This window comes from Sunxiuqinia sp. sy24, from assembly GCF_052677165.1.
On sequence record NZ_JBQYLH010000021.1, the window covers coordinates 25,947 to 47,432 of the forward strand.

At 40.7% G+C, this 21,486-nt stretch carries 11 protein-coding genes; all 11 read left to right on the top strand.

Features of this window, described 5'->3' with window-relative positions; genetic code table 11:
* Positions 1-5: 5 nt before the first annotated feature.
* The 11 genes from ACUNWA_RS16535 to ACUNWA_RS16585 all read left to right on the top strand — a co-directional run bounded on the left by ACUNWA_RS16535 (position 6) and on the right by ACUNWA_RS16585 (position 21,321).
* The gene (locus ACUNWA_RS16535) at positions 6-1,589 is read left to right on the top strand and encodes a RagB/SusD family nutrient uptake outer membrane protein (RefSeq protein WP_445593039.1); all 1,584 of its coding nucleotides are present in this window, start codon (positions 6-8) and stop codon (positions 1,587-1,589) included.
* Between the two features lie 132 nt (positions 1,590-1,721).
* Positions 1,722-2,555 (top strand): phosphatidylinositol-specific phospholipase C/glycerophosphodiester phosphodiesterase family protein, encoded by an 834-nt coding sequence (locus ACUNWA_RS16540; RefSeq protein ID WP_445593040.1) that lies wholly within the window; start codon positions 1,722-1,724, stop codon positions 2,553-2,555.
* Positions 2,556-2,564: 9 nt separating this feature from the next.
* On the top strand, positions 2,565-5,771 hold the full coding sequence (locus ACUNWA_RS16545; protein ID WP_445593041.1) for a GH92 family glycosyl hydrolase: 3,207 nt from the start codon (positions 2,565-2,567) through the stop codon (positions 5,769-5,771).
* Between the two features lie 11 nt (positions 5,772-5,782).
* On the top strand, positions 5,783-6,928 hold the full coding sequence (locus tag ACUNWA_RS16550) for an alkaline phosphatase (RefSeq protein WP_445593042.1): 1,146 nt from the start codon (positions 5,783-5,785) through the stop codon (positions 6,926-6,928).
* Between the two features lie 4 nt (positions 6,929-6,932).
* Positions 6,933-8,399 carry a metallophosphoesterase gene (locus ACUNWA_RS16555; RefSeq protein WP_445593043.1) on the top strand — a complete coding sequence of 489 codons (1,467 nt, stop codon included), beginning with the start codon at positions 6,933-6,935 and terminating at the stop codon, positions 8,397-8,399.
* Between the two features lie 9 nt (positions 8,400-8,408).
* On the top strand, positions 8,409-9,242 hold the full coding sequence (locus ACUNWA_RS16560; RefSeq protein ID WP_445593044.1) for an ROK family protein: 834 nt from the start codon (positions 8,409-8,411) through the stop codon (positions 9,240-9,242).
* Between the two features lie 21 nt (positions 9,243-9,263).
* Positions 9,264-10,886, top strand: coding sequence for an MGH1-like glycoside hydrolase domain-containing protein (locus ACUNWA_RS16565; protein ID WP_445593045.1), 1,623 nt, complete (start codon positions 9,264-9,266; stop codon positions 10,884-10,886).
* A gap of 72 nt (positions 10,887-10,958) precedes the next feature.
* A complete protein-coding gene (locus tag ACUNWA_RS16570) occupies positions 10,959-11,954 on the top strand; it encodes a metallophosphoesterase (RefSeq protein ID WP_445593046.1) in 996 nt (331 codons plus the stop codon).
* 991 nt (positions 11,955-12,945) lie between these two features.
* The gene (locus ACUNWA_RS16575) at positions 12,946-16,038 is read left to right on the top strand and encodes a glycoside hydrolase family 2 TIM barrel-domain containing protein (protein ID WP_445593047.1); all 3,093 of its coding nucleotides are present in this window, start codon (positions 12,946-12,948) and stop codon (positions 16,036-16,038) included.
* Positions 16,039-16,233: 195 nt separating this feature from the next.
* The gene (locus tag ACUNWA_RS16580; protein ID WP_445593048.1) at positions 16,234-18,996 is read left to right on the top strand and encodes a GH92 family glycosyl hydrolase; all 2,763 of its coding nucleotides are present in this window, start codon (positions 16,234-16,236) and stop codon (positions 18,994-18,996) included.
* 24 nt (positions 18,997-19,020) lie between these two features.
* Positions 19,021-21,321: a GH92 family glycosyl hydrolase gene (locus ACUNWA_RS16585; RefSeq protein ID WP_445593049.1), complete on the top strand. Its 2,301-nt coding sequence runs from the start codon at positions 19,021-19,023 to the stop codon at positions 21,319-21,321.
* Positions 21,322-21,486 lie beyond the last annotated feature (165 nt).

Genomic DNA, 21,486 nt, shown 5'->3' on the forward strand with positions numbered 1-21,486 from the left:
TAACTATGAAGAATATTCGATTTGTAAATTATATAGCCGCTACAATTATGTTTTTAATAGCGGTAGGGTGCTCCGAGAGTTTTACTGACCTGACACCTAGAGGAAGTGCAACCGAAGGGAACTATTGGCAAACAGATGCAGATGCTTTGGCAGGTGCTAATTCGATGTATTACTACATGAAAGATGAAGATATGTTTACCCGTGGGTTTATGTGGTACATTAATGCTTCAGATGATATGATAACCGGCCGTACCAATGCAAAAGCTGATGCTGCAGTTTATTTTACCTTGAGTGGAGATGAAGGTTATTTTAGCTGGATGTATCCTCAATGCTATAAGATTGTTCGCCGTGCAAATGATGTGTTGACGCATGTTCCGGATATTGAAATGGATGCTACTTTGAAAAATCGTGTTTTGGGTGAAGCCTACTTTATGAGGGCATTTCATTATTTTTGGTTAGCGCATACCTATGGAGATAATGGACCTAATGGAGGAGTGCCAATTGTAACAGAAGAAAATATGTATGATGATCACTTCACACGTCCTGAAAGTGTTATTGAAAACTATGCTCAAATTATCTCTGACTTAGAAAAAGCGGTAGAATTACTTCCTCTTTTCACTACATATGCGTCGACTGATTTAGGACGTGCTCATAAAGATGCAGCCTTAGCTTATATCGCAAAAACCTATTTGTATTGGGCACAATACGACGATACAAAATGGTCTAAAGTGGCTGAGTATTGTGATAAGGTAACAAGCTCTGGATCAGGACGGAAATTGTTGGATACGGATCATCCTGAAACTGATTTTCATGACTTGTTTACTTTTAATCAGAATTTCGGTTCAGAGTATATCTGGTCTGTTGTTTCCGGAACCGATGCTGGAAGTAAGTTGCCTGGTGTAATGCTTGAGAATAAAGGTTGGGGCGATTACAATGGCTGGGGATATTATCAGCCTACACTTGAACTTTATGACGCATTTGAAGCCGGTGATAATCGTAGAAAAGAAACGATCTTAGAATTTGGTCAAGAATTTGAGTGGTTCGGAGAAACACGTAGATACACTTCTCAGAATTCACAATCTGGTTTCCAGTTTAATAAATATATGGATGCCTATGGTTATTCTAATCCAGTTGGAACAACGATTAATCCAAATGGAAACGATCCTACAACCATTGCTGATGTCCCAATTCTTCGCTATGCAGAAGTTCTTTTAATGAAAGCCGAAGCATTGATAATGCAAGGGGAAAATGCAGATCAAGAAATTAATGCCGTACGCAATCGTGCTGGACTTGATCCGTTAACGAATGCAGATATGGATGATTTGAAACACGAACGCCGAGTGGAGTTTGCCGGTGAATTTGCAAATCGTCATTTTGATCTGGTTCGCTGGGGAGATGCTGATGAGGTTTATGCTGAACCTCTGCATGGAAGAGATCATTCGGACAAAACAGATCCTGATTCTTCATTTACCATTAGAGAAGTTCGTGCCTCGCGCCCTCAATTCGATCCCAATGTACACCATGTTTGGATTATTCCAAATGATGACGTTGCTATTTCTGGCATCCCTCAGAACAAGGGTTGGAATTAATAAAATACTCAATAGAAAGAGGCTCTGAGCATAGGCATCAGAGTCTCTTTCTATTTAAAATATGATTACTTAGTAGTTGAAGGATTCATTAATAGACTCATTTTTATTATTGAATCACAGAAGTATAGTACTATGAAAAATAAGAGGGATGGCATAAATCTGGTGTTATTATTTTTTTTCGTTTCACTAAACGCTTGCAATATTTCAAATAGTAAAAAGGATTCAATTATCATAGCCCATTCACATAATGATTATGAAAATACCCGACCGCTTTTTGGCGCCTTGGATTACAATTTTGGAAGTATTGAAGCCGATGTTTATTCTATTGGCGATTCACTTTTTGTAGCGCACGATTTTGATAAAATAAAACCGGGACAAACGCTGCGAAACCTCTACCTGGAGCCGCTTCGAAATCAAATTGAGAATAACAGGGGTTCGGTGTATGGAAATGGAGAAGAGATAATCTTGTTTGTCGATATTAAGGATGACGGACTATTGACCTACAGATTGTTACATGCAATTCTCGAAGATTATAAAGCTGATTTATCAGTGTTTGAGAGTGGGATAAAAAAGAGGGGGAGTATTTTAGTGGTTGTTTCGGGGGAGCGCCCGATTGAATTTATGCAAAATCAGGTGCAACGTTTTGCCGGTTTCGACGGACGAATCGATAATCTTGATTCGGATATTACGCCGGAACTTATGCCGGTAATAAGTGATAACTGGAAGAAATATTTTGCATGGGACGGAACGGGGAAAATGCCCGAGCAGGAAAAGATATTGCTCAAAAGTTTTGTGGAAAAGGCGCATGAAAAGGGATATCTCCTTAGATTCTGGGGCACACTAAACAGAACAGTAGAACAACGTCGGGCAATTTGGTCAGAGCTTATAGATGCAAATGTTGACATAATCGGTACCGATCATTTGAAAGAGTTAAACGAGTTTGTTTCAGTTTCTAATAATAAATAAAGCTGATAAATGCGAATTTTTATCCTTACTGTTTTTTTATCTATTGTATTGGCCTGTAACGGAAAAAGGAAACTTGAATACGTAAATCCGTTTATTGGTGCATCGCAAACTTCGCATGTTTCAAATTGGGAAGGACATGGTCGTACCTATCCCGGTTCGGTAGCTCCATTCGGATACATACAGCTAACTCCTGAAACTAGTGTTGGTTCGTGGAAAGGATATGAGTACCATACAAAAAGCATTTATTTTTTTAGTTGTTTCGGGCACCCCAGTGGTTATCCCGATGGTTCTTCCGGACGCTGTTTTGTTATGCCGGTTGAAAATATGAATTTCTTTGAACTTCTAAAAAGTAGCCGTCCGTTTTTGCATGATAAAGAGAAAGCAGAACCGGGGTATTACAAAGTGAAATTTGAGGATAACGGAACTCTGGTTGAAACAACAGCTTCCACGCGTACCGGAATGTTCCGGTTTACATTTGGTGAGGGAATTACACCAAAAATATTTATAGGTGATATTGGTGAATTTGAACTGGTTTCCAATTCAGCAATAAAAGGAAGTACCCGGAATGTATGGTTTGATTTTAATATGGAATGGAGCCGCATTGAAAAACAAAACGATGGGGTAATCTTGGTTTTTGATAAACCGGCAAGTGGTTCAGTATTATTAAAGGTAAGCAGCTCTTCGGTTAGTTCACAAAATGCCAAAGAGAATATTGACACCGAGATTCCCGGTTGGGATTTTGATGCAACAAAAAATAGAACGCAGGATTTGTGGGAACAACATTTATCCCGAATTGAAGTTGATGGAGGATCAACTAGCGATAAAATCAAATTCTATACAGCTTTGTATCACTCATTACTGTTCCCCTGGATTATTTCAGATGTGAATAAGGAGTATAAAGGTCGCGATCAGCAAATATACCGTGCAAAAGGAAGCTGTCAGTATGATTTCTTCTCTCCGTGGGACACATTTCGGTCGCTGCATCCGCTGTTTTGTCTGATAGCTACGCAACGGCAAAATGATATGATTATTTCGATGCTTGATGTATACAGGCAGAGCGGTAAGTTGCCTACAGATCCAATGACAGGCTATCATGCAATCCCGATTATTGTCGATTCATATTTGAAGGGAATTAGAGGATTCGATAAAAAGCAGGCTTACTGGGCAATGAAAGAATCGTTGATGAATGCCCCTTTTTTGTATGAAGATATGCCGGCATACATTTCGAATGGGTATGTTCCTGCCTCTTTTTCCGAGTCGGTTACCCGAACTGTGGAGTATGCTTATAACGACTGGGCTATGTCGCAGTATATTCGAAAAGTAATGAAGAATACTGATGACTATTCCTATTGGCTACAACGAGGTTTGAGTTATCGTAATTTGTTCGACCCTAATCAGCTTTTTCTTGTCCCCCGCGGAAAAGATGGATTCTTGCAATCGCATGGTAATTTCGGATTTAAGGAAGGCGATAAATGGAATTATTCCTTCTTCGTTCCTCATAATCCGAGAGACTTAATTAACCGAATGGGTGGAGATGAAGCGTTTACCGATTTACTCGACAGTGCCATTTTGAGCAAGCGAATTTTGTTCGATAACGAACCAAATTTTCATATTCCATATTTGTTCAATTATTCCAAAAATCCTGCAAAAACGCAGAAATGGATTGCGCATATTCGTGACGAATATTTTGATTCAACCGAACGCGGATTACCCGGAAATGACGACTTAGGCTCCATGTCAAGTTGGTTTGTTTTTAATGCTTTGGGTATTTATCCGGTTTGCCCGGGTGTACCGGAGTATAATATAGGAACTCCAATGTTTAAAAAGGTTGTCATTCATTTAGATAACGAAAAGGAATTTGTAATCAATGGTGAAGAGGTCTCTGCGGAAAACAAATACATTCAGTCAGCCACATTAAATGGGGAACAGTTTAACCAGCCATATGTAAGTCATGCGTTGCTTACTGATGGAGGGGAACTGACTTTTAGTATGGGCAAGTATCCGTCTGACTGGGCTGCAAATTCCAAGCAAGAAGCTTATTCGGCAACAAAAATTAAATCTCAAATAGAGCTTGATTCGGTTTCTGTATCTTCGGAAACGGTTGATCCGGATGAGTTGTTCTGGTTGAAATTCAGGCTTGTAAACAAAGGCGCTGAAGGGGTGAAAATTATTCGCTTAAATGTTGAAGAACGAGAGGTAGCTTCATCTAACTTCTTTGTTGACGAAAAAGCAATAGTTGTCGATTCGTTAAGTTGCCGCCTTTACAAACCTGGCTTGATCGAAATACGTTTTAAAGGCTCAGAAGAAAAAGTGGAAATAACTGTTAATGAATCTGAGCTGAGAAAAATTGAATATTCGCAATTGTCATTTTTTCCGATGATAGAGCCCGGCGAGAAACAGAAAATCAGTTTTTATGTGAAAAATGCAGGAGGAAAAAGCGATGAACCTGAGTTGAAAATTGTACAAAACGGGGTATTGGTTAAAACGGATAAAATTTCACTGAAGCCGGGAGAGAAGATAAAATTGAAATATGAATTATCGGATTCTAAAGCAGGTTTAAACAAACTAAAAGTTGGCTCCATGACAGGTAATTATAAAGTGTATACCGATAATCTATCTGCCATTTTGGTTGATCTCGATTTTCAAAAAGAATGTGATGGAAAACTTTCCGATAAATCTGGTTTTTCAAATGATGGTATAATAAAAACGAATACTCCGGGGGTGTTTCTGCAAAATGGATTTGATGATGATGCATTTGTGGAAATTAAACAAAATTCATCGTTTGGCTCACTTAAAAACAAAATTACGTTAATGGCTTGGATTAAAGCCTCCGAAGAGAATTCTGTATTAAGCTCTGTAATAACCCAGGGAGATCACAATGTAATTCAGGTAATTAATAATCGCCAAATCGAATTTTTCACAGGCGGTTGGGGAAGAGGAATTTGCAATGCAGAACTGCCTGCCGACTATTTTGGGAAATGGCATCATATTGCCGGTATGTGTGATGGTAAAAGTTTGAAATTATTTGTGGACGGAGAATTAAAAGGAACAGCAGAAATAAGTCGCGAAGTTCCTTTAAATACGCACGGGAATTGGAATTTGGGGAGAAATGAAGAATTTCCGAATAAGAGAATTTATTACGGCGAAATGAAGGGAGTGAAAATTTTTGCATCCCCCTTATCTCAGCAGGAAATTAGAAGATTAATGTGTAATTAAAAAAAAGGATTATGAAAAAGGTTTTTAGTCTTTTGGCTGGAGTCGTGTTATTGATTTCAGTTCAGGCACAAAATACATATGAGAGTAGTAACAGAGAGGTTGAATGTTTCGCCAAAGGAACAGAGGTTTACCCGGTTAAAAGCATAAAACCCACGACAGGGAAAAAAGTTAAGAATGTAATCCTAATGATTGCAGACGGAATGGGACTTTCACATTATTCAACGGCATGGATAGCCAATAAAGGACATATGAATATTGAGAACTGTATGTACTCCGGATTGGTAAAAACGTATTGTGCCAATAAATTAATTACCGATTCAGGAGCTGCAGGAACAGCAATGGCTACTGGGCAAAAAACAAATTATCATGCTATTGCGGTTGATGTGAATAATAATGAACTTAATTCTCTTACCGATTTGTCTATAGAAAAAGGACTTGCTACCGGAATTGTTGTAACCTGCGGATTAACAGATGCTACTCCGGCAACTTTTTGCGCAAATAATCCTGATCGTGATGAGGAAGAGGAGTTAGCCACTGATTATTTGAATTGCGGGGTTGATTTTATTTTTGGCGGTGGCCGAAATAAGTTTCACAACCGGAAAAGCGATACGCGCGATTTAGTCAGTGAAATGAAAGCACAGGGTTATGCGGTTTGTAACACTCTGGAGGAAACGTTGGCAACACAAAACAATAAAGTTTTTGCTGTATTGGAAGATGGTCAGCTACCTTTAGCCAACAAGCGTGGCGATTTATTCCTGAAAGCAACAGAAAAGGCCTTGGATGTTTTAGGTACGAACAAGAAAGGCTTCTTTGCGATGGTTGAAGGTTCACGTATTGATGATTGTGGGCACTGGAATAAATTGCAAGAGTTGGTTGAGGAAATTGGTGATTTTGATCGAACTGTAGGGCAGGTTTTAGAATGGGCTGAAAAAGACGGAAAAACCTTGGTTGTTATTCTTGCCGATCATGAAACCGGAGGGCTTTCAATTGTAGGAGGAGATATTTCGAAAGGTGAAATAACAGGAAGTTTTGCCAATAAAGGGCACTCCGGTATTTTGGTTCCGGTATATGCATATGGACCACAGTCTTTTCAGTTTAGTGGACTGATGGAAAACACGGAAATATTTGGAAAAATAAAAACAATCTTAAATCTATAAACCGATGAATTCAAATAAAATAATTCTGCCAATCTTTATTTTATATTTATTGAGCATGGTTTTCGGTAATACGCCGGTGGCTGCCCAAAATTCCAATCAGTTAAAATTTGGAAAGGATAAAACGTTCAAAATTGCCCAATTTACTGATGTGCATTGGGATAACAACTCGGAGAATTGTGTTAAAACACTCGAAACAATTCGTTTTGCTTTAAATGAGGAAAAACCTGATTTGGCAATTCTGACAGGAGATCTGGTAACCGATGTTCCGGCTGTAGATGGATGGAAAACTGTAGCAAAACCATTTATTGAAGCTGAAGTTCCATGGACAGTAACACTTGGAAACCACGATGCTGAACCGGGCATTACCCGCGATGAAATATTTGAACTGTTACAATTAATGCCATATTTCGTGGGGAATAAAGGTGCTGAACTTACTGGTTGTGGAAACTATATCCTTCCTGTACAATCGTCTGATGGAAATAATACAGCTGCCAGTATCTATTGTTTCGATTCCAATTCATATTCAATAAATAAAAAACAAAGTGACTACGACTGGATTCATTTCGACCAGATTGCTTGGTACCGCGAACAAAGCCAAAAGGCCACGGCAGCAAATAATAACAAACCACTGCCATCGCTTGCCTTTTTCCATATTCCTTTACCTGAGTACGAAGATGTAGTGGGCAAGGAAACTACTGTTGGCGAAAAATTTGAAGGAATAGCTTCGGCCGATGTTAATTCGGGTTTGTTTGCATCTATGCTGGAGATGAACGATGTAATGGGCGTTTTTGTGGGACACGACCATAACAATAACTACATAGGCATTCATAAAAACATTGCCCTAGCATTTGGTCAGGTAACCGGTGCTGATGCCTACGGTAAACTGGAACGTGGAAGCCGGATTATTGAGTTGAATGAAGGCGAATACAGTTTCGACACCTGGATACGTACCCCTGGCGGTGTAAAATTTAAATACAATTACCCGGCAGGTTTAACATACAACGACAGCAACTTGGAGTACTCTCCGGGAACTAAAGTCAGCAACGTAATTTCTGGGGTTTTATATAAATATTTCGAAGGCGAATTTGAATCGGTAAAAGATCTTGCACAGGCAAAGGTTTTGCAAAAAGGACAGCTTGAAAATTTCGACATTAAACAGGCCAAAAAAGACGACTATTTTGGTTTTGAGTTTGAGGGTTTTATCAAAATTGGCAAGAAAGGTGTTTACCGTTTTTATTCCTATTCTGACGATGGTTCTCAGGTGTTTGTCGATGATAAACTGGTAGTTGATAATGACGGATCGCACAGTGCCCGACGCAAAGATGGAAGTATCGCGCTCGAAGCGGGGTTTCATAAAGTTAAGGTGTTGTATTTTGAGAGTTACATGGGAAATGAACTGGAGATTGGAATATCGGGTCTTTCAATACGCGAAACCAAAATCCCGGCAAACATGCTTTTTATCAACAAATAACGGATAGATATGAGGGAAGTTATTGGTGTTGATTTAGGAGGAACTGGAATTAAAGCGGGACGGATTAAAAATGAGAAAATAGATGCACATGTCGTTTGTCCTACTCCCAAAACCGATACAGCCGAGGAGGTTATTGATAACATCATCGATGTGATTAAACAGTTAATACAACCAACCACCGAAGCTATTGGAATTGGGGTTCCCAGTGTAGTTGATGTTGAAAACGGAATTGTTTATGATGTAGCAAATATACCATCGTGGAAAGAAGTACACCTGAAAGATTTTCTGGAGGCTGTATTTCACATTCCCGTGCACATAAATAACGACGCCAACTGTTTTGCTATTGGCGAAAAAATATATGGAGTCGGGAGAAATCAACAAAACTTTGTGGCCCTTACTTTGGGCACCGGTTTAGGAGCAGGAGTTATTCAGGATGGGCGCTTGCTGAAGGACGCCAATTGCGGTTCGGGTGAGTTTTGCATAGTTCCGTATTTAGATGGCGATTACGAGCAATATTGTAGTGGCATGTTTTTTCAGAAGTTGGGAAAAGATGGAGTAGAACTCTACAACCTGGCAACTGCCGGAGAGACCTCTTCGTTAAAGCGTTTTGATGATTTTGGACTTCATATTGCTCAACTCGTTAAGCTCGTGGTGGCAACTATCGATCCGCAAATGATTGTTTTTGGAGGTTCCGTATCAAAAGCATTTCCTCTTTTTGAAAAGTCAATGAAAAAAGGGATTCAGGATTTTGCATATCCCAATTCAATTAAAAAACTTCAAATAAAGGTTTCCGAAATTGAAAATCAGGCTGTTTATGGAGCAGCGGCATTGTGCTATCAGTAAAACCAATTAAAACTAAAATAAATGAAAACAAACCGCAGAAAATTTTTGAAGGCCGGTGCTGTGGCTGGCACATCGCTTATTTGTTCTCCTGTATTGGGAGCATCAGAAGAAAATAAGCCGGTTTATAAACTTCCGTATAAAAATACCTATGTAAAGAATAGTTTTGTTGCTGAGAATGATTTTCGGCGCGATACCCCCGAGTTTTTAAACGCTCCAACATATGAAAAAGCGAAGGAAACCTTACCTTCTCCTTTCTGGCAAGGTCATCAGGATGCTATTGATATGTATTGGAAAGCTTGGGAAATTGGTATTAAGAACATTCGAAAACCATCTGAAGAATCAGGTTTTGTTTCAACCTATATCGATACGGCATACAACGGCAATATTTTCATGTGGGATTCGGCATTTATTACCATGTTTGCTCGTTATGGTTCCCGGTTATTTCCATTTCATAAAACCCTGGATAATTTTTATGCAAAACAACACCTCGATGGTTTTATTTGCCGCGAGATAAAAGGAGATACTGGGGAAGATTGTTTTCATCGTTACGATCCGGTTAGTACCGGGCCAAATATTATTCCGTGGAGTGAGCTGGAATATTATAAACAATTTGGCGATTGGGATCGTGTGAACAAAATTTTTCCGGCTTTGGCTGCATTTAGCAGATGGTTACGTCTGAACCGAACATGGCGAGACGGCTCGTATTGGACAAGTGGGTGGGGCTCTGGTATGGATAACCAGCCTCGTGTGCCTAAAAAGTATAACATGATTTACAGTCATGGGCATATGGTTTGGCTTGATGCCTGTTTGCAACAGTTAATGGTGGACCGCATTTTACTGCAGTTTGGTTTTGCCCTGGAACGCTGGCAGGAAATTGAAGACATTGAAGATGAGATTGGTTTCCTTTCAAAATATATCAAGGAAAATTTATGGGATGAAGAAAGTGGATTTTTGTACGATTTGCACGCCGATGGAAAACTGAGTACGATGAAAGGTATCAGTGCATTTTGGGCTTTGCATGCCGATGTATTGGATAAACCGCAACTGGATAAACTGGTGAATCACCTGAAAGATCCGGAAACATTTAACCGTACCTTCCCGGTTCCTTCGTTATCTGCCGATCATGAAAAGTATCAGGATGACGGACGCTATTGGCAAGGTGGTGTTTGGGCTCCTGCAAGTTATATGGTTATAAAAGGCCTTCAGAAAAATAATTACCATGATCTGGCTTTTGATATTGCAAAACGACATCATGAGCACATTCTTGAGGTATTTAAGAAAACCGATACTTTTTGGGAGTATTATGCCCCGGAAAGTGCGAATCCGGGATTATTGGCGCGTCCTGAGTTTGTAGGATGGACAGGTCTTCCCCCAATTTCTGTTTTAATTGAAGTTCTGTTTGGAATAAATGCTGACCTTGGAAAGAAAATCATAGAATGGAATATAAATTTACTGGAAGAACATGGTGTAGATCGTTATCCAATGGGAGAAAAAGGTGAATTAAGTTTCAAATGTTTTGCACGGCAGAATGAGAAGCAACGGCCTAAAATAGAGATATATTCCAATATCCCGTTAAAGTTAAAACTGAACTGGAAAGGCGGGCACGAAGAATTGGATATTATTGCAGGAGAAAATAAATTTTAGTTTGGGAAATTAGTTTGAAAAGGTGTCGGGAAAATTAATTTTACCGACACCTTTTTTATAATGATATAAGGTATGAAGAGACGAATATTTATTCGTAATTCTGTTTTGGCAGGCACTGTTTTGGGACTTGGCGCATGTTCGCTTGGTGGGGATGAACTGGATGTCACTTTTTTTGTGGCTGCCGATACACATTTTGATCCCCCACCAGACTCTGACACATATTATCATGTTCGGGCAATGAACCGAATTCCCGAGGAGGTGAGTTGGCCGGCAGAAATAGGGAATAAAACCACTTCTTTTTATAGTGCTGGGGAGAAAATTAATAATCCGGCAGGAGTTATTTTGGCTGGCGATATTTTGGATAAAGCAGATGAAGCAGCATTGGAACTTCTCAGAACCCGTTACGAACAAGGGGACGGCAGTAAACAAATAAACTACCCGGTTTATCTGGGTTTGGGCAATCATGATATCAATCCGAATGTTGGAGAAAAAGAAAAATTGGAAGGCCGGGAGCGAATGTGGCGTTATGTTGAAATGCGGCATAAAGGAGCAAATGCTCCTGTTCTGGTAGAAAACTTTCATAATGACAGCCGTAATTTTTCCTGGAATTTGGGGAAGCTACATCTGGTTCAATCACATCTTTTTGCCGGTGCTACAAGTGATAAACTAACCAGTAGCCTCGACTGGTTGGAAAAAGATCTTGAAGAATTTGCATCCAAAGGGGAGCCGGTAGTTATTTTTCAGCATTATGGTTTTGATAAATGGGCTTTGAAGTGGTGGACAGATAAAGAACGAAAGGACTTATTTGATGTTCTGAAGAAATACAATGTCGTCGGCATATTTGCCGGACATACTCATTTTGCTGAAATTTTGGAATGGGAGGGGATCCCTGTATTTCAGGTTAATAATGCGTGGCCGGAAATCGGAAATGGAAATAATGATGGCAATGGATCTTTTGCAGTAGTTCGAATCACAAACAAATTTATAGACATGGTTACTTGTCGCTGGCTAAATGGCGAAGGTGATGTGGAATTGGTAGCTCCTTTTTATCGTAGAGAATTTAAATAGATGGTTTCGAATGGAATGCCTTATTTTCAAACTAACGCTAACGAGCTAAATATTTTTTTGCTACAAGATCAATGGGAGAGTGAGTCCTATGGTGGTGAAAATAAATGCTATATATTGATTGTTTGTGCAATGTCATCGTTGTGATTTTTGTTGGATTGTGGGTAACTCAATAGGAGTTATTCATTATTTCAATAAAATCAATTTTCTATTAGCCTTATCAATAATAAGGCCGTAAGTTAACTGTCAAATTCACCAAGGCAGGAAGCATACTCAAAATAGTAGTTCATCTTTTGGCTGCAGACTGCTTCTGACTATTATCGAAATCGCAGAGCTATTATTGGACTTTAATTTCTGCACATTAGTAGGGGCCCGGTCTTGACGGATAGGATGGATGTCAGTTTGAATTGTGGGTACCCAAGTGACAGTCTAAAGCGAGAGTGCTTTTGGGAAGTTCCAATACATTCAGCCGTTTTTCCAACTCAAAAGGAGATCAATCCAGCTCGGGAGAGGATCATTTATTAAAAAATGAAATTATTCCTGACCTCTTGGCTGTTAGGATTGGCTTTTGATGCATATCTTATTAATGAGTGAGATATGCTTTTCGCTTAATTCTGGAAATCGATTGTATTTACAGCCTTCTTTTCGTTATTTTTGATAAGCTTGTAGGCCGCTTCTGAAATTGAAGCGGCTTTTTGTATGACCAAGTCATAATTTTCTCATTCTGCCTTTTGCTTTTCAACTGCTGGTTGGCTCTTTTTTTTCAATAGTTCCTAATTATATTCAAGCTTTTCGTCTAAGAATTTGACTGAATTGAAGTGATATATATGGCAGATTAAATCGGTGTTAGCAGTAACCGAAAAATTCTCGTTTTAAAGTAAAACGTTTATTCCTTTATCGTTTAATACTATTATTTTTTTATCTTTAACAGCACAGTACAGCACAGTGTCTAGTCTGTGGTATTATAGATTTATCAAACCATTAATAATAGATCATGAATAAACGTTTTATTTTAGCTTTTAGCTTTTTTGTTCTGACATTTTGCGCAGTAGGCCAGTCATTTACAGAATGGCACGACCCCGCTGTTAATTCCATAAACCGTGCTCCCATGCATGCTTCGTATTTTGCCTATGAGAGCACAGAAAAGGCATTTGAGGGTATGAAAGAAAATTCTGAAAATTATATATCGCTCAACGGATCATGGAAGTTTAACTGGGTAAGGGATGCCAACTTGCGGCCTCAAACCTTTTTTGCTGTCGACTTCGATGATAATCAGTGGGATAAAATGGAGGTGCCCGGAATTTGGGAAGTTAATGGCTATGGCGAGGCCGTTTACGTCAATTCTCGTTTCGCGTGGGACTACATTATGAAGCCTGAACCCCCTAAGGTTCCCGAAAAAGAGAATTATGTGGGGTCATACCGGCGAACGGTAAATGTCCCTGCCAACTGGGATGGCAAAGAGGTTTTTATAAACCTGGGAGCCGTTTCATCTTGTGCTTATTTGTGGGTAAACGGACAATTTGTAGGTTATAGCGAAGACCGTAAGTTGGAGCCTGAGTTTAATATTACACCGTATCTGAAAAAAGGAGAAAATCTTATCGCATTCCAGGTATTCAGATGGTGCGATGGAACCTTTGTCGAGTTGCAGGATTTCTGGCGTTTGGCAGGAACATCGCGCGATATTTACCTGTATGCACGCGACCCTTTTCATGTAAAAGATATCACCGTTGTTGCCGATCTTGATCAGAACTATAAGAATGGATTGCTGAATGTGATGGTTGATTTTGACAATGAAAAAGCCATCGACCAGCAAGGTGCCAAGGTCGAATTCGAGCTGAAAAACAAAATAGGGAAAACGGTATGGAACACGACCAAAGCATTGGGTGAAACGTCCAGCGTTGAGGCTACTGCTAGCTTGAAAAATGTTGCGCAGTGGAGCGCTGAACTTCCTAATCTTTATAACTTAACAGTTACACTTAAGAATAAAAGTAATGAGACGATTGAGGTCATTCCGCAACAGGTCGGATTCCGAAAGGTAGAGATTAAAAAAGGGCTTCTGCTTGTTAACGGACAACCAATTCTTATAAAAGGAGTAAATCGTCATGAGGTTGATCCTGATCATGCGTATTATGTGTCGAAAGAACGTATGGAGCAAGATGTGCGAATCATGAAAATGAATAATATCAATGCTGTTCGTACCTGTCACTATCCTAATGATCCTTACTTTTATGAATTGTGCGATAGATATGGACTTTACGTAGTTGATGAGGCCAATATTGAAGCGCACGGTTATGAGAAAATTGCGCAAATGGAGGATTGGATCCCAACTCATCTTCAACGTGCGACAAGGATGGTGCAACGAGATAAAAATTCTCCCTCAGTAATTATCTGGTCTATGGGGAATGAATCGGGTGATGGTATCTGCTTTGAGGAAGCTTACAAGGCCATGAAAGCCATTGATTCAACCCGCCCGGTTCAGTATCAGCGTCCGGGAATGAAGATGCATACCGATATTTATGTGCCATTTTATGTGGGGTATGATGGGCTTGAAAATTATGGCAAAAAGGGCGATCAGCGTATGCCACTTATTCAGTGTGAATATGCTCATGCGATGGGTAATTCGATGGGTGGATTTAAAGAGTATTGGGATCTGTACCGGAAGTATGATAACCTGCAAGGTGGCTTTATCTGGGATTTTGTTGATCAGGCGCTACGTGAATATCGTGATGGAAAAATGATTTATACTTATGGAGGTGATTATGGGAAAGGGCTTCCATCGGATAATAACTTTAACAGTAATGGCTTAATAAATCCTGATCGTGAGCCAAATCCTCATTTTTACGAAGTGGCCATGGTGCAACAATCAATTTGGACTACACCAGTCGAGCTTGAAAAAGGGAAAATAAAAGTCTATAACGAAAACTTTTTCACTTCACTTAAGAATATCCAGCTGAACTGGCGTTTGCTCGAAGAGGGAACAGTGATTGAGGAAGGCGTTGTTAGCACATTGAACGTTGCTCCTCAGAAAACGGAATCGCTGCAATTGAACTACGAGCTAAAACCGTCAACGAAGGAGCGTTTTCTTCAAGTTTATTACAAAACGAAAGTACAGGAAGGTATGGTGCCTGCTGGTCATGTTGTGGCTCGTGAGCAATTGCCTATTACAAGCTATTATTTTCCGGATTTGGCATTGGCAAAAAGCAAATCGGAGGTTGAGGTAGAAGAAACCCGCTACCTGATTTCAGTAAAAGCCGGAGATACAAGCATTGAATTTGATCAGCGGACAGGTTTTATTGTTGGCTACGCAAATAAGGGGGAACAGTTTTTAAAGGAGGACGAAAAAGTGAAACCCAACTTCTGGAGAGGCGGAACAGATAATGATTATGGCGCCGGTTTGCAAAACAAGCTCTCGAAATGGAGAAAACCTCAGTTGAAATTGAATGAATTAGAGGTATCTAAAGAGGACGGCAATGCAATGGTTAATGCACATTATTCGCTATCTGAACTTGACGCGAAGCTGGAGCTAAGCTATGAGGTGAATGGTGAAGGAAAGATGAAAGTTACTCAAAAACTGATTGCTTCGACGGATAAGGATAAAAAACCGATGTTGCCGCGATTTGGGCTTCAGTTCCCATTCGTGAAGTTATTTGATCAAATTGAATATTACGGTCGTGGCCCGGTTGAGAATTATGCTGATCGGAAAACAAGTGAGTTTGTAGGGAAATATCAACAAACTGTTTCAGAACAGTTCTTTCCATATATCCGACCTCAAGAAACAGGAACAAAATCAGACGTTCGCTGGTGGACGTTGACTCAAAAATCGGGCATGGGGGTGAAAATATATGCATCTGTCCCATTTAGTGCTTCCGCCCTGCATTTTACCAACAATGATCTGGACGACTTTGAACGAAAAGAGCAACGCCATTCGGGAGAGTTGGTAGAACAAGATATGACGGTACTTTCAATCGATCTTGAACAAATGGGGCTGGGATGTATAAATACCTGGGGGGCATTGCCTATGGAAAAATACCGAATTCCTTATCAGGATTACGAGTTTACGTTTATTGTTGAGCCCACATGCAAATAAATATGGATTTGCTATGAGACTATTACTTTTCATGGCACAGTTGTGTTTTGTTCAGCAGAAAGTCAGATTAATGTAAATGGCAAACAGGAGTTAAAGGTCCGCGCATCAAAATTAATACGATAGAGGTAGAGCAACTAATACTGACTCCTGTTCAGGAATAGAGAATTTTAACCGTACATCTAAAAAGAAATGACAATGCTAAACTTACAACTCAAGTGTGTTCTTTTATTGGGATTTATAGTTTCTCAACTTTGTCTGTTTGCCGGACCAGAAAATATTGCCTCAAAAGCTAAGGTCGTGGCCAGCTCTCAGGATGGCTATGAGTTTTCGGCCGATAATGTAATTGACGGAAAGGTAAGGGTGTTTGATAAGGGAGAATGGGCTTCAGGAAGTGAAATGACATTTTGGGGCTTGATTCAATATCCTTGGGTTCAACTTGATTGGAATACACCACAAAATATAAACAAGGTGATCGTTTATGATCGTCCTAATCAGAAGAGTCATACCGCTGGAGGAACCTTACATTTTAGCGATGGTTCCCGTATAGTTGTTTCTGCCATTCCCAACGACGGAAGCCCAAAAGTTATCAGGTTTCCTTCAAAAGAGGTAGACTGGATACGTTTTGAAGTTACCGATGGTGATGGGTTGAACCTGGGATTGTCGGAGATTGAAGTTTTTCCGTCGCCCGAAGCTTATCCGGATTTTGTTTCAAAAGTAGACCCTTATATAGAATCGGCGCGAGGGCGTTATTTCTTTTTTGTAACTGGTAGCCAGCCCTTGGGGATGATTGGGGCTGCGCCTATGACACGTAACAAAAATCAGTATGGAGGGGGCTATAATTATAATTCGCGCGAAATATTGGGTTTCCCACAGGTGCATGGCTGGATGCTTTCTGGTGTTACACTGATGCCTACTACCGGAAAAATTGATCCTACACTGGGAGAAAATGGTTGGAAATCGGCATTTTCTCATGATGGGGAAATTGTACAACCCGGATATCACCGCCTCTATTTGGAGGATTATCATACTTGGGTGGAACAGACTTGTACCGATCGGGTTAGTTTTTACCGCTTTCGTTATACCCGCGATGACGTGACAAATATTTTGCTTAATTTGGGTGGCTATGTTTCTACATCGACCATGACCGATGCAAAACTCACTAAGGTAAGTGATGCCGAATTGCAAGGATCAGTAAACACAACAGGACGCTTGTGGGGTGGGCCGGATAATGTGGAGATATTTTTTGTAGTACGTTTTGATAAACCTTTTGAGCAATTAAACAGCTGGAACGATAAGGATATAAGCGAAAATATATCCAGTTTGAAAGGGAAAAAAGGAAGTACTCCCCGGAATGAAGGCATGAGCTATCATGATGCTCCAACTGCTGGGGTAAACGCTGTTTACAATGTAAAAGCCGGAGAAGAAATTCAGGTGAAGGTTTCTGTTTCGTATACCAGCATTGAGAATGCCCGGAAGAACATGAATACAGAGTGTGATCAGTGGAACTTCGAAGCTGTTCGGAATGCATCTCAGAAAGAATGGAATGAGTGGTTGGGCCGCATCGACGTTAAAGGAGGAACAAATGAACAGCAGATCAAGTTCTATACCGATTTGTGGCATGTATTACTTGGCCGCCATAAACTGGATGATGTTTCGGGTGATTATCCCGATTATACGCAGGGCGAACGAAGAGGCAGCCATACAATTAATGCACAACGAAAAGTACGAAAGCTTCCTAAGGATAAGGCAGGTAAGCCGATGTTTCATATGTATAACTCGGATGCTTTTTGGCTAACCCAATGGAATTTAAATGTATTGTGGGGATTGGCCTGGCCTGAGGTGTTGGATGATTTTGCTGCATGTTTGGTACAATATGCCGAAAATGGAGGGTTGTTGCCACGAGGTCCCAACGCAGGTGGCTATTCTTATATTATGACCGGATGCCCGGCCACCAATCTGATTGTGAGTGCCTATCAAAAAAATATGGTGACAAAAATACCCGTCGAAAAAGCCTACAAGGCCATGGTTCAAAACCATGAACCTGGAGGAATGATGGGCCCCGAGAATGAGCTTCAGTTCTATATTGATAATGGCTATTATCCGGGGAATGCAGGTATTACGCTTGAAGCTGCTTTCCAGGATTGGTCGCTGGGACAAATGGCGCTTAAAAGAGGCAAAAAGAAAGATGCCGGTTATTATCTGAAACGCTCAGAAGGTTGGACAACATTGTATCGTCCGGAACAGCAACTTATTTTTCCGAAAGATAAAAATGGCCAGTGGTTGCATGATGATCCCTTAAAAGGGCACGGATGGATTGAAGCTAATGCATGGCAAGGTACGTGGTCAGTGTCGCACGATATTTCGGGCTTGGCAGAACTTATGGGCGGAAATGATATCCTGTGCAATAAATTGAATCACGCTTTTGAACAGGCTACCTCTGATGATTTTGTTTTTGGATATAGTGGCGGGCATGTTAGTTATGCCAACCAGCCCGGATGTTCAAATGCGCATGTTTTTAATTATGCAGGCGAACCCTGGCTTTCCCAATATTGGGTACGCAGAGTCAATGAGCAAGCATATGGGGCTACAACGCCTGATAGCGGATACGGAGGTCATGATGAAGACCAGGGACAAATGGGTGGGGTGAGTGCGCTTATGTCCTTGGGCGTTTTCAGTCTGAAGGGAACCTGTTCAGTAGAACCGGTTTATGAATTGACCAGTCCGGTATTTGATGAGATTACGTTTAAACAGGATTCAAATTATTACAGCGGGAAAAGTTTTGTTATAAAAACTCATGCCAACTCTAAAGAAAACTGCTATATCCAAAAAGCCATGTTGAACGGAAAAGAGCTGAATAAATTTTGGTTTTACCATGCCGATTTTGCCAAAGGAGGAGTGCTGGAAATATGGTTAGGGCCGGAGCCCAATAAGGATTGGGGGACGCAAAAGGCTGATTAATAAATTAAATCTCAAAAGCAGAATATGAAATTTTATAATGTTTTAAGGATTATCTCTATATTCATCGTAATGGGAGTATTGGGTTCCTGCTCTGTTCATAAATCCAAACAGCCCGTTGACTATATTAACCCGATAATCGGGGCCTCAACATCAGCCCAAGCAGGGAAAAGCGGACACGGTTTGGGGAAAACGTTTCCGGGGGCAGCCACACCGTTCGGATTGGTACAGCTGAGTCCAGATACGCGCACTGGTGGAGACAATGGACCGGGTTATTCATGGCATCACCAAACCATCGAGGGGGTCAGTTTTACGCACATGAGTGGGATTGGATGGTACGGTGATTTCGGAAATTTTCTAACCATGCCCACTACCGGTGAGCTGAAAACGGTAAAGGGGCGCGATGGGTTTCCTGAAGAGGGATACCGTTCGCGTTATTCTCATGATACTGAAATAACAAAGGCTGGTTATTATTCTGTTATGCTGGATGATTATAATATAAAAGCAGAATTGACTGCTGCGCCACGTTCGGGTATTATTCGTTTTACCTATCCCAAAAACGAACTCTCCAGGATACAAATCGACTTGTCGCGTAGAGTAGGCGGTACTTCTGTTGAGCAGTACGTAAAAGTAGTGGACGACAATACCATTGCAGGCTGGATGAAGTGCACTCCCGAAGGAGGTGGCTGGGGTAATGGTGACGGAAAAGCCGATTACACGGTTTATTTCTGGTGTCAGTTTAGCAACCCACTAAGAAAGTACGGTATGTGGACTGCAAATATTCCAGACAGTTTGAGTCGAAAACGACAAAGTGTTACTAGCGACTATTATCAGCAAATTGTGGCCGATGCAAAAGTGGTATACGGACAAAAGGAAGCCAGAGGGAAACACCTGGGGTTTTTTACCGAATTTGAAACAGAAGAGCAGGAGCAGGTGGTTATGAAAAGCGGTATCTCATTTGTCAATATGGAAGGGGCAAAAGAAAACCTGGAACACGATATTTCCGGCTGGGATTTTGATGATGAGCTTGAACAAAACCGCCAACTTTGGAACAATGCAATGGAGGGTGTTTCCGTTGAAGGAGGAACCGAGGATGAGAAGACCATTTTCTATACTGCCCTGTACCATACCATGATCGATCCACGTAATTTCTCGGACGTAAATGGAAATTATGTAGGTGCCGATAAAAACATTCACAAGGCAAACGGATTTACTTACCGCACTATTTTTAGCGGCTGGGATGTTTTTCGCAGTCAGTTTCCTTTGCAAACCATTATCAATCCACAAATGGTGAACGATGAGATTAATTCATTCATCCAGATGGCTGATTTAAGCGGTAAAAAATATTTTCCACGCTGGGAGATCGTAAATGCTTACTCGGGTTGCATGTTGGGTAATCCGGCCGTCTCGGTGGTGGTTGATGCGTATGAAAAAGGAATACGAAATTTTGATATTGAAAAGGCGTATACTTTCAGCAAAAACAGTGTGGCTGAGTTTGGGAATGGAGAAAGAGGTTATACCCCATACAGTATTTCGCACACCCTGGAGTATGCTTATACCGATTGGTGTATGGCACGGTTTGCCGAATCGTTGGGAAAAGAATCGCTGGCTCAAACTTATTATGAGAAAAGCAAGGCCTACAGAAATATCTGGAACAATGAAGTGAAATGGTTCCGTGCCAAAAAGGATAGTGATTCCTGGTTGGATTGGAAAGGGAAAGAAGTACACGGGCAAGGTTGTACCGAAAGTAATCCGTATCAGCAAGGCTGGTTTGTTCCGCACGATATTACTGGCTTGGTAGAGCTGATGGGGGAAGACTATTTCACTAGCGAACTGATAGCGTTCTTCGAGAATGCACCGGACGATTTCTTGTGGAATGACTTTTACAATCATCCCAATGAGCCGGTCCATCATGTGCCTTTCCTGTTCAATGAAGTTGGAATGCCTTGGTTGACGCAGAGATGGACCCGTGAGATTTGTGAGAAAGCCTATGGAACTGATGTGCTTGGCTTATGCGGAAATGAAGATGTGGGGCAATTATCGGCCTGGTATGTGCTGAGTTCTATTGGAATACATCCCATTTGCCCCGGAGATAATAAGTATCAAATCACAAGTCCGGTGTTCGATAAAACAGAGATACGTCTGGATGAAAACTATTATCCTGGTGGGAAATTTACAATTATCGCTCACAAAAACTCAAGTGAGAATATTTACATTCAGTCTGTTAAGCTGAATGGCGAGCCTTTGGATCGTTATTATATCACGCACCAGGAAATTGTGGAAGGCGGAACTCTTGAATTGGAAATGGGAGCTAAACCTAAAAAGTAATTAGGTGAACGTGGATGTTCTGGATGTTATACACTTGTTACCAATTTCGACATCGGGATTCTGCAATGAGAAATTCAAGACTGAGGTTGAAAACGATAATAGATTAGCTATCTTTGATAAGTTTATAGGCCGCTTCTGAAATTGAAGCGGCTTTTTAATGCCACT

What these genes read in the sequence shown, in the direction of transcription:
- ACUNWA_RS16545 (WP_445593041.1), top strand. Translation starts at nt 2,565, where the DNA reads ATGCGAATTTTTATCCTTACTGTTTTTTTATCTATTGTATTGGCCTGT.
- ACUNWA_RS16555 (WP_445593043.1), top strand. Translation starts at nt 6,933, where the DNA reads ATGAATTCAAATAAAATAATTCTGCCAATCTTTATTTTATATTTATTG.
- ACUNWA_RS16585 (WP_445593049.1), top strand. Translation starts at nt 19,021, where the DNA reads ATGAAATTTTATAATGTTTTAAGGATTATCTCTATATTCATCGTAATG.
- ACUNWA_RS16550 (WP_445593042.1), top strand. Translation starts at nt 5,783, where the DNA reads ATGAAAAAGGTTTTTAGTCTTTTGGCTGGAGTCGTGTTATTGATTTCA.
- ACUNWA_RS16580 (WP_445593048.1), top strand. Translation starts at nt 16,234, where the DNA reads ATGCTAAACTTACAACTCAAGTGTGTTCTTTTATTGGGATTTATAGTT.
- ACUNWA_RS16535 (WP_445593039.1), top strand. Translation starts at nt 6, where the DNA reads ATGAAGAATATTCGATTTGTAAATTATATAGCCGCTACAATTATGTTT.
- ACUNWA_RS16565 (WP_445593045.1), top strand. Translation starts at nt 9,264, where the DNA reads ATGAAAACAAACCGCAGAAAATTTTTGAAGGCCGGTGCTGTGGCTGGC.
- ACUNWA_RS16570 (WP_445593046.1), top strand. Translation starts at nt 10,959, where the DNA reads ATGAAGAGACGAATATTTATTCGTAATTCTGTTTTGGCAGGCACTGTT.
- ACUNWA_RS16575 (WP_445593047.1), top strand. Translation starts at nt 12,946, where the DNA reads ATGAATAAACGTTTTATTTTAGCTTTTAGCTTTTTTGTTCTGACATTT.
- ACUNWA_RS16560 (WP_445593044.1), top strand. Translation starts at nt 8,409, where the DNA reads ATGAGGGAAGTTATTGGTGTTGATTTAGGAGGAACTGGAATTAAAGCG.
- ACUNWA_RS16540 (WP_445593040.1), top strand. Translation starts at nt 1,722, where the DNA reads ATGAAAAATAAGAGGGATGGCATAAATCTGGTGTTATTATTTTTTTTC.